Raw genomic sequence first — 9,133 nt, 5'->3', positions numbered from 1 at the left:
TTGTCATTCACTCGGCAAAGATTTTGATATAGCACTGTATATTTCTTGACATCATTTAATGATAATTCTAATCTTTTTAAAACATGTGTAAGCAATAATGCAGCAAACGAAGGGTCATCAACAACTATCTGACGAAACCCCCCTTCCCGTAGCGGATATTTTTTGACTACACAATCCTCTATGGCACGTATAGTCTTTTTATATGGTTCAGTGAATAAAAGACTTAAGCCAGCTATGACACTTTTTTCATTTATTATTCCAACACGTTTGCTTTTCTCAACAATAATCTTGCTATCAAGCCCTTCATATTCAGAAGGTGCAGACAAGATTTCAACCAATCCGCTTTGTAAATAATAAATAAACCGTGGTTCTTCACCCTGTAAAATTAAAATCTCACCCTTTCTTACTTTTTCAGTACCGTTATTTTCCATCATCTTTTTTTAACACAAAAGGTATTTTTGTTATTTAATTAATTTTTGCATTAATGTAGTGTACTATCACAAAAAGAGCAATAACAATTTTACTGCAATCCAATTTTTTTTAAATTCTGTATATATTCTTCCCATTCAACAGGTAACAATGATTTTTTCTTTATATTGCATTCCTTGCAACACGGAACAATATTTATTTTTTCTGAATACCCACCTCGTGAAAGGGGTATTACGTGATCCATCGTCAGTTCCGATGGTTTAAATTTTCTGCCACAATAATGGCATATACCAGGTGCTATCCTTTTTCTCCACCACGATGAATTCTTTAGTTCCCGAGCTTTCTGTTTTTCACGCTTTACATGTGTTTCAAGATCCGAAAATCCAGAATCTACAAAATGAAGTTCTTTTGGTTTAAATTTTTTTGATCTGTCACCCATACCGTTTACTCAAAAGCATCCCCTTCCTGTAATCGGTAGCCATTAATAAAAGCGTTAGCATCCATTGGCTTTTTTGTCTCAGGTTGTAAAGACAGCACTTCAACACTACCATTAGCGGTGCATACAAACAATCGCTTTGAATGCACCAGTACTGTGCCCGGGCGTACAGTGGAACTATAACAGGAACTATCGCTAACCATAGTTTTCCATATTTTTATAATTTTACCACGGAATGTTGTCCATGCTACCGGCTTTGGATTAAACGCCCGCACCATATTATGAATATGTGACGATGGCATATTCCAGTTTATTCGCGCAGTTTCACTGGTAATTTTCCCACAGTAGGTTGCCTGTGAATGATCCTGTGGCACTGGCGTAATGGTGCCATCATGCAAACCATCAATGGCTTTCACCAGCATATCAGCTGCAAGTGGTAAAATTTTTTCATAAAGCTCGCCCGCTGTTTCATTGGGGGCGATAGTTACCGTTGATTGAAGCACAATGTCGCCTGCATCAAGCTCTTCATTGATACGTTGCACGGTAACCCCGGTCTGCTGTTCACCGTTATACAACGCCCATTCAATAGGTGCAGCACCACGATATTTTGGTAGCAGCGACGGATGGAGATTAATAGTTTGCAGTGGCGGAATTGAAAAGATTGAACGGGGAATAAGTTTCCCATAGGCTACAACGACAAAGATATCACAATTAAATTTTCTTAACGTTTCTGCAAGCTTTTCATCCTTTAAGGTTGTCGGCTGAAAACAAACAATTCCATATTTAAGGGCTTTTTCCTTTACGGGAGGAGGTAACAGATGTTTGCCACGACCTTTTGGTTTATCAGGGGAGGTAACAACAAAAGCTATCTCATAATATTGTATAAGATGTTCTAAACAAAAAGAAGCAATTTCAGGAGTTCCAAAAAAGCCAATCTTCATTATTCCCTGTTAAGTTTTTTTATCTTTTTCAACTGCGAACTCAATTCTTTGCGTTTATAATCTTCTAAGTAATCTATAAATAGTTTGCCATTTAAATGGTCTATCTCATGTTGTAATACCCGCGCCAGCAGGCCTGATGCTTCAAATTTTACTGGTTTTTCATTGATGGCTATGCCTTCAACCTGAATTGAAACAGGTCGTATGATGTCCGCTGTAATACCCGGTAGTGACAAACATCCTTCTTCATAACCACCCGTTTCATCGGAAAATGCGGTAATCCTGGGATTTATGAGTGCCATCATTGGCCCTTTATTTGAACGTATATCAATCACCAGTAGCTGTAAGGGAACATCAATCTGAGGGGCAGCCAGTCCAATGCCCTGTTCCTTATGCATGATTGCAAACATCTCATCGGTTAAATCGCGTATTTCTTGAGTAACCTGCGTTATCTCCTGTGCAACTGATCGCAGTGTTTTGTTCCCATAAAAAACCAATTTATGCTGTGTACTGGTTACCATAACTATCTCACATATACTATATTAATTGTTACAATATACCACAATTATTTTTATATGTCAATATAAGGTTTTTAAAAATTATTGTAATGGAGATTTGTCCACCGTTTTATTTATGCATCATATTACGTTTACAGCTATTAATGAATAGTAAATTTTTTATATTGCAACCTTGATTTCTTTATTGACAACAGTTTTTAACTCCCTTATCATTGTGTATATAATAATGAAATTTCACCATTTCATTATTTTTAATGACTGCAATTGGATGTTTATCCAATTTATGGAGGGTACCTATGTCATTTAAAGAATATGATTTATACGATGCAACAGGGCTTGCAGAGCTTATTAAAAAGAAAAAAGTATCACCCAAAGAAGTAATCACTGAAGCAATACAGCGCATTGAAAAAATTAATCCTGCCTTGAACGCAGTTATTACGCCAATGTATGATAATATTGATGCAACCATCAAAGAATTGCCAAAAGGTCCTTTTTATGGTGTCCCATTTCTTGTTAAGGATTTGCTCACATCACTCAAAGGCATTAGAATGGCCAGCGGATGCAGGGCATATATGAATTATACACCTGACTTTGACAGTGAGGTTGCCAAACGCTATAAAAATGCCGGCCTTGCCATTTTAGGTAAAACCAATACACCTGAATTTGGGCTGGTTGCATATACTGAACCTGAAATTTTTGGCCCAACGCGAAATCCCTGGAATACAGCTCTGACACCGGGTGGTTCAAGTGGTGGTTCTGCCGCTGCTGTTGCAAGCGGAATGGTACCCTTTGCCGGCGGTGGTGATGGTGGCGGATCAATCAGGATACCGTCTGCCTATTGTGGACTGTTTGGCCTTAAACCTTCACGGGGACGCGTTCCAGCAGGCCCTGAATATGGGGAAATTTGGCAAGGGGCTGCTGTGGAGCATGTTCTTACCCGTTCAGTGCGGGATAGCGCCGCCATGCTTGATATACTACAGGGCTCTGACCCCGGTGCTCCCTATGTTATTGAGCCACAAAAAATGCCATACAGTAAGGAAATACAAAAATCACCGGGGAAACTAAAAATAGCCATATCAACTGAATCCCCAATAGGCACACCAGTTCACCCTGAATGTAAGAAAGCAGCTTTGGAAGCAGCAAAATTGTGCCAAAAATTAGGTCATCATGTTGAAATTGATAAACCCACTATTGATGGTATGGCACTTGCCAAAAGCTACCTTATGCTCTACTTTGGCGAGGTTGCCGCAGATATACAAACTATTGGCATACGGTATAGTCGAAAACCAAAATTACGTGATGTTGAGACCACTACCTGGACATTAGGCCTTTTGGGTAGAACATACACTGCTGGCGATTTTGTTATGGCACTTCGCCAGTGGAATAATGCAGCCCGTGCAATGGGACAATTCTTTACAAAATACGATGTATATCTAACCCCCACTACCGCACAACCCCCAGCACCAATTGGATCTCTTGCTCCAAAACCAATTGAACTCTTTGCATCAAAAATAATGAATATACTGGGACTGGGGGGACTGCTTAAAGCATCGGGCATTGTTGATCAACTTGCCGTGCAAAGCTTATCGCAGGTTCCTTTTACACAGCTTGCCAATCTTACCGGCATACCGGCAATGTCAGTACCATTACACTGGGGACCTGATGGGTTACCCTACGGTGTGCAATTTATGGCGGCGTTTGGCCAGGAAGGATTATTATTACGACTGGCTGCACAACTTGAAAAAGCAAAACCATGGTTTCACAATCGTCCAAAGCTTAATTTATAATTTTATTACATTCTCTTTTCAAAGGAGCAGTTCTATGCATACAGCGTTGAATGTTCTCATTGAAATACTATTTTTCATATACCGTCCAGTATTTTATCTTATAGTGATTGTTGACACTACCATATTGGGTATTATCACCATACTTCTTTCCTTCTTTGACCCAACGGGCAATACAGTACATTACATTGGAGTATTCTGGTCGCGCCTTAACCTTTTCCTTTCAGGCGTGAGGGTACGCGTTCACAATAAGGAATACATAAAAAAGGATCAACCTTACATTGTGATGATGAATCATCAGAGCCATTATGATGTGTGGGCAGCTATTGGCTATATTCCATTGCAATTGCGCTGGGTTATGAAAATGGAATTACGCAGGATTCCCATCTTTGGATTGGGATGCGAGCGCATGGGGCATATTTACATTGATCGTGGCGATTCACATCAGGCACATGAAAGCCTCAAAGCTGCTGGTGAAAAGATTCGCAACGGTGCATCAGTGGTTTTCTTTCCGGAAGGCACTCGCAGCCCTGATGGCAAACTTCTTCCTTTTAAAAAAGGTGGTTTTGTTATAGCCATAGAATCCCGGGTTCCTATTCTTCCCATTACCGGATTAGGATCACGGGCAATACTACCCAAAGGGAGCATGGCCATTCGTCCAGGAACTATCGACCTAATCATCCACCCACCAATTGATGTTACTGGCTATACGCAGGAAAACAAAGAAGAACTCATGGAAAGGGTCAGAGCAGTAATTCAGAGCAAACTTGCATCATAAAAATGTGTTGTAAATTTTAATTTATTTTTTTATTGTGCGATAGTTCATTATAATAACCCCTTGCTTAAAAAGGGGTTATTTTTTCAAATCATACGTGATAAAAGGACGGTATATAGCAGTGAACTTCAGAGAACGATTACATAAGCCCTACCCGCTTGTCATGGATGGTGCAATGGGCACCATGATTTTCAATGCGCTTCCCGATTACAAAGGAAACCTTGAATTGCTCACTATAGAACGCCCTGATGTGATAGCATCAATACATAAACTGTATATTGATGCGGGTGCCGATATTATTGAAACCAATACGTTTGGGGGAAATGCATTAAAACTGTATGAGGCAGGATTAGATAGCAGGTGTGAAGAAATCAACAAAGCTGCAGCAACATTAGCCAAGGAAGTGGCACGTGGTAAAGCGTTTGTGGCTGGTTCAGTGGGACCAACCGGAACGTTAGTTGAACCAATGGGCCTTACATCAGCAGAAACTGTATATAATGCATTTAAACGGCAAATCAGTGGCCTTGTAGCCGGTGGTGTTGATTGCATTGCTATTGAAACAATGACTGACTTACAGGAAGCACGGCTTGCACTTCTGGCAGCAAAAGATGTCACTGACATTCCTGTTATCTGCAGCATGACCTTTGAACAAAACAGTAAAACGGTAACAGGAACCGATATAGTCACTGGGCTTGCTACACTTTCACAGATGGGTGCAGACGTAGTTGGAGCTAATTGCAGCATGGGACCTGATGGCCTGGTTGAACTTTTCAAAGGAACTATCGCACAGCTAAATGAATTGGGAGTCCCGCTTTCAGTGTGGGCCAACGCAGGGCTGCCTGAGCTTATTGACGGCAAAGCTGTGTATAGCCTTTCACCAAAGCGTTTTGCATCCCTGTCACTTGAATTTGCACAGATGGGCTTTTCAATCATTGGCGGTTGTTGTGGCACCACGCCTGAACATATCAAGATGCTGGCCACTGCCGTAAAACATATTCTTATTAATACAAAAATGACTAAAACATTCAACTACATTACAAGCCGTTATACGCATATTAATGTTTTGAAACATAACGGACTACTTATCATTGGGGAACGGCTAAACCCCACCGCACGCAAACAATTTGCTGCTGAACTTAAAGAAAATACATTTACCTTCCTGCGTAATGAATCAAAAAAACAGCAGGATGAAGGAGCTCATTGCCTTGATATTAACGTTGGCGTTCCTGCAATCGATGAAGTTGCCATGATGAAAAAAGCAGTAAATGTGTTAAGCAATACCGTAACTATACCCCTTATGATTGATTCAGATAACCCACTGGTGACTCAGGCTGCGTTGTGGCAATACCCGGGAATACCAATTATTAACTCCATCAGCGCAAAGAAGCAAAGCTTTGAGGCTATGCTTCCGCTTTTACAAAAATTTGGCAGCTTTGTGGTAGCAATGTGCCTGGATGAAAGCGGCATTCACAAAGATGCAGAAAAACGCATTACCATTGGGGAAAAGCTCATCGATTTACTACAACTCAATGGCATTGCCCTGTCACGCATTTTTGTTGACCCGCTTATTTTGGCTGAAAGTGCAGAAAGCGGTGCAGCACTGGAAACACTAAAAGTTATTGATCACTTTGCAAAAAAGGGAATTAAAACAAGTATTGGGTTAAGCAATATATCGTTTGGCCTACCACAGCGTAAATTTATCAATACTGTATTTTTAAAATTAGCTCTGCAAAGGGGGCTTTTTGCTGCAATAGTAAATCCAGTTGCTATCGATACCGATACTGCAAAACCGTACACTAAAGAAGAACTGCTGGCGCTGGATTTCCTTGAAGGAAGAGATAAGAATGCGTCGCACTATATTGCACATTTTGGAACAGGCCAGCAGAAAACACAACAAACTGAAAAGACTATATCCATACTTGAAAGGATATTTGAACTTGTTGTTGCAGGAAATATCGATGATATTGAACCAGCAGTAAATGAAGCATTGCAGCAATATGATCCTGAAACAATCATGAACAGTGCATTAATTTCTGCACTTGAAAAAGTTGGCGAATTATATAGCAAAGGCGAATATTTCCTACCCCAGATGATTGCATCTGCTGATACAATGAAGAAAGGTTTTAATCTATTAAAGCCGCTGATGCTGCAAAAGAAGGAATCGGTGCTGGGCAGGATAGTAATCTGCACCGTAAAAGGTGATATACACGACATTGGTAAAAATATCGTTGCCATGATGCTTGAAAATCACGGCTTTGATGTGATTGACTTAGGCAAGGATGTGCCCAATGAAAAAGTAATAGATGCAATACAACAGTATAAACCGGATATTGTGTGTTTAAGTTCGCTTTTAACAACTACTATGCCTAATATGGGTACTATTGCAAGTGAAATTAAAACCCAGAAGCTGCCATGTAAACTGATGGTGGGTGGTGCAGTAGTTACAAAAGAATATGCTGACAACATTGGTGCGTTTTACGGCAAGGACGCTGTGGAAGCCGTTGCTGTGGCAAAGGGTATTGTGAAAAAATTGTAAATAACTTTTTTTATAAAATTTGTTGACATAAAGATTGTATATACAAGAATTCGCTTATGCTATTATAGTGGATTGTAGTACAAATCCGCTTCTTTTATTATATTTTTTACAAGTTTTTTACATTACAACAAAGATTAAGGAGCACGTCTGTGAAAGGGACACGTTCTTTTCTACTCTTTTTCTTACCTTTTGTTATATTTGCATACATCTCATTTATAGTTTTTCAGCAGGCCTGTGATTATGCTATGAATGTACAGGCTAAAAAGCTTCTTCCATTCAATCATCGCACACATACCACCATATATGGTGCTTCGGACTGTGAAATCTGCCACAGTTATGATAGCAATGGAAGATTCAATGGTATCCCTACGGTAGCAGTATGTAAACAGTGTCATGATCCAAACAAAGCAAATAATCAAGTGTTTTTTGCTGGTTTTGGTGATAATGACAAACCATGGGAATCTTTTGCCCAGCAGCCCGACCTGGTATATTTCAGCCATATTGCTGTGATGAAAAATGAAAAGAAAGCACAGTGTATCTCATGCCATGGTGATAAGGGCAATTCTACTACAACTGCTAAAATTAAGGGTAAAATGGCTATGGGTACATGTATGGACTGCCACACAGCTTTAAAAATAAGCAATGCATGTACAGTATGTCATGATTAAATTCTTATTATTGAATCGAAATTCAAGCAAGGAGTTATTACATCCATGAAACTCGAACGAAAAGATTTCTTAACAATGATAGGTGGAGCAGTAGTAGGTACCGGTGTTGGTACACTGATTTCACCCGGTCCATGGATGGGTCTTCAATGGCTGGTTGAATGGACCCAGGACCAGTATCGCCCTCCTAAAGGTGAAGAAAAATATTTAGCAAGTATTTGTGACCAGTGCCCCAATAAATGTACTGTACAGGTCAGAATGATTGGGGATAGAGCCGTTAAAATTGAAACATCAAATCAGGGTTGTGCTGTAGGACAACTCCTTTTACAGGTCCTTTACCACCCTGAACGAGTTAAAACCCCATTAAAACGAACCGGCAAAAAAGGGAAAATTGATTTTGAACCGGTTTCATGGGAAAGTGCTATAGCAGATATCTCCAAGAAAATAAATGATGCCATAAATAACAAAAAACAGGATCAGATTGTAGCAATAAATCCTGCTTTCCCAGATGCAACAGCAATGTTAAACGAACGGATAGCGCTTTTTGCTGGTAGCCCTCATGTATACCAGGAATCAGGTTACTGGGCTCTCTCCAATGCCTGTTCAGTGGCAACCCAGAAAACTGAAGGTGCTATCGACTATGATTTTGAAAATGCTGATTGCGTTGTAAGCTTTGGTGCACGCCTTTTTGAAGGATGGGGAAATCCTGGCAGAATGCATACGGTATTGAATATCTGGAAGCAAAAAGGTGTAAAATTTATACAGGTTGATTCTATTGCAACTCGTACAGCTTCATTAGCGGACCAGTGGGTTGCAATTAAACCTGGTAGCGAACCAATTTTTGCTATGGGTGTTGCACATTATCTGCTTAAATATGGTAGGCGCTCAGGTGCTACTAATTTTGGCAGATTTACAGAGCTACTGATTAATAAATTCACTCCGGAAAAGGTTTCTGAACTAACTGGTGCATCACTTGAAACAATTGAATCGGTTGCAAAAGCACTACTCCAGGCACGAAGACCTATAGCAGTAGCAGGAAAAGGTGGAAAAGT

Annotated in this window: 9 protein-coding genes; 5 read left to right on the top strand and 4 right to left on the bottom strand. The window is 40.0% G+C overall.

All coding sequences use genetic code 11. The annotated features are described in order from the left end of the window. The 4 genes from AB1444_15565 to def form a co-directional block, all read right to left on the bottom strand. Nucleotides 1–434 (bottom strand): cyclic nucleotide-binding domain-containing protein (locus AB1444_15565; GenBank protein MEW6528074.1); only part of this gene is annotated, 434 nt, incomplete at its 3' end. Nucleotides 435–520: 86 nt separating this feature from the next. Continuing rightward, nucleotides 521–868 carry an HNH endonuclease gene (locus AB1444_15560; protein ID MEW6528073.1) on the bottom strand — a complete coding sequence of 116 codons (348 nt, stop codon included), beginning with the start codon at nucleotides 866–868 and terminating at the stop codon, nucleotides 521–523. A 5-nt stretch (nucleotides 869–873) separates the two neighbouring features. Beyond that, nucleotides 874–1,806, bottom strand: coding sequence for a methionyl-tRNA formyltransferase (gene fmt, locus AB1444_15555; protein MEW6528072.1), 933 nt, complete (start codon nucleotides 1,804–1,806; stop codon nucleotides 874–876). Then, nucleotides 1,806–2,324: a peptide deformylase gene (gene def, locus AB1444_15550; GenBank protein ID MEW6528071.1), complete on the bottom strand. Its 519-nt coding sequence runs from the start codon at nucleotides 2,322–2,324 to the stop codon at nucleotides 1,806–1,808. Before def ends, fmt begins: the two co-directional genes overlap by 1 nt. A 293-nt stretch (nucleotides 2,325–2,617) precedes the next feature. Between def and AB1444_15545 the strand changes: the two genes are divergently transcribed. The 5 genes from AB1444_15545 to AB1444_15525 all read left to right on the top strand — a co-directional run. Further along, the gene (locus AB1444_15545) at nucleotides 2,618–4,108 is read left to right on the top strand and encodes an amidase (GenBank protein MEW6528070.1); all 1,491 of its coding nucleotides are present in this window, start codon (nucleotides 2,618–2,620) and stop codon (nucleotides 4,106–4,108) included. Between the two features lie 34 nt (nucleotides 4,109–4,142). Beyond that, nucleotides 4,143–4,883: a lysophospholipid acyltransferase family protein gene (locus AB1444_15540; GenBank protein ID MEW6528069.1), complete on the top strand. Its 741-nt coding sequence runs from the start codon at nucleotides 4,143–4,145 to the stop codon at nucleotides 4,881–4,883. Nucleotides 4,884–5,001: 118 nt separating this feature from the next. Beyond that, nucleotides 5,002–7,416: a homocysteine S-methyltransferase family protein gene (locus AB1444_15535; protein ID MEW6528068.1), complete on the top strand. Its 2,415-nt coding sequence runs from the start codon at nucleotides 5,002–5,004 to the stop codon at nucleotides 7,414–7,416. 149 nt (nucleotides 7,417–7,565) lie between these two features. Continuing rightward, a complete protein-coding gene (locus tag AB1444_15530) occupies nucleotides 7,566–8,084 on the top strand; it encodes a cytochrome c3 family protein (protein ID MEW6528067.1) in 519 nt (172 codons plus the stop codon). A 45-nt stretch (nucleotides 8,085–8,129) separates the two neighbouring features. Further along, on the top strand, nucleotides 8,130–9,133 hold a 1,004-nt coding region (locus AB1444_15525), incomplete at its 3' end, for a molybdopterin-dependent oxidoreductase (protein ID MEW6528066.1).

The organism is Spirochaetota bacterium (genome assembly GCA_040756435.1).
Classification (GTDB): domain Bacteria; phylum Spirochaetota; class UBA4802; order UBA4802; family UB4802; genus UBA4802.
Note: the sequence above shows the minus strand (reverse complement) of the source record. Positions and strands in the feature narration are given on the sequence as shown.

Coding starts and splice junctions, on each gene's coding strand:
- fmt (MEW6528072.1), bottom strand. CDS start 1,806: ATGAAGATTGGCTTTTTTGGAACTCCTGAAATTGCTTCTTTTTGTTTA.
- AB1444_15560 (MEW6528073.1), bottom strand. CDS start 868: ATGGGTGACAGATCAAAAAAATTTAAACCAAAAGAACTTCATTTTGTA.
- AB1444_15540 (MEW6528069.1), top strand. CDS start 4,143: ATGCATACAGCGTTGAATGTTCTCATTGAAATACTATTTTTCATATAC.
- AB1444_15545 (MEW6528070.1), top strand. CDS start 2,618: ATGTCATTTAAAGAATATGATTTATACGATGCAACAGGGCTTGCAGAG.
- def (MEW6528071.1), bottom strand. CDS start 2,324: ATGGTAACCAGTACACAGCATAAATTGGTTTTTTATGGGAACAAAACA.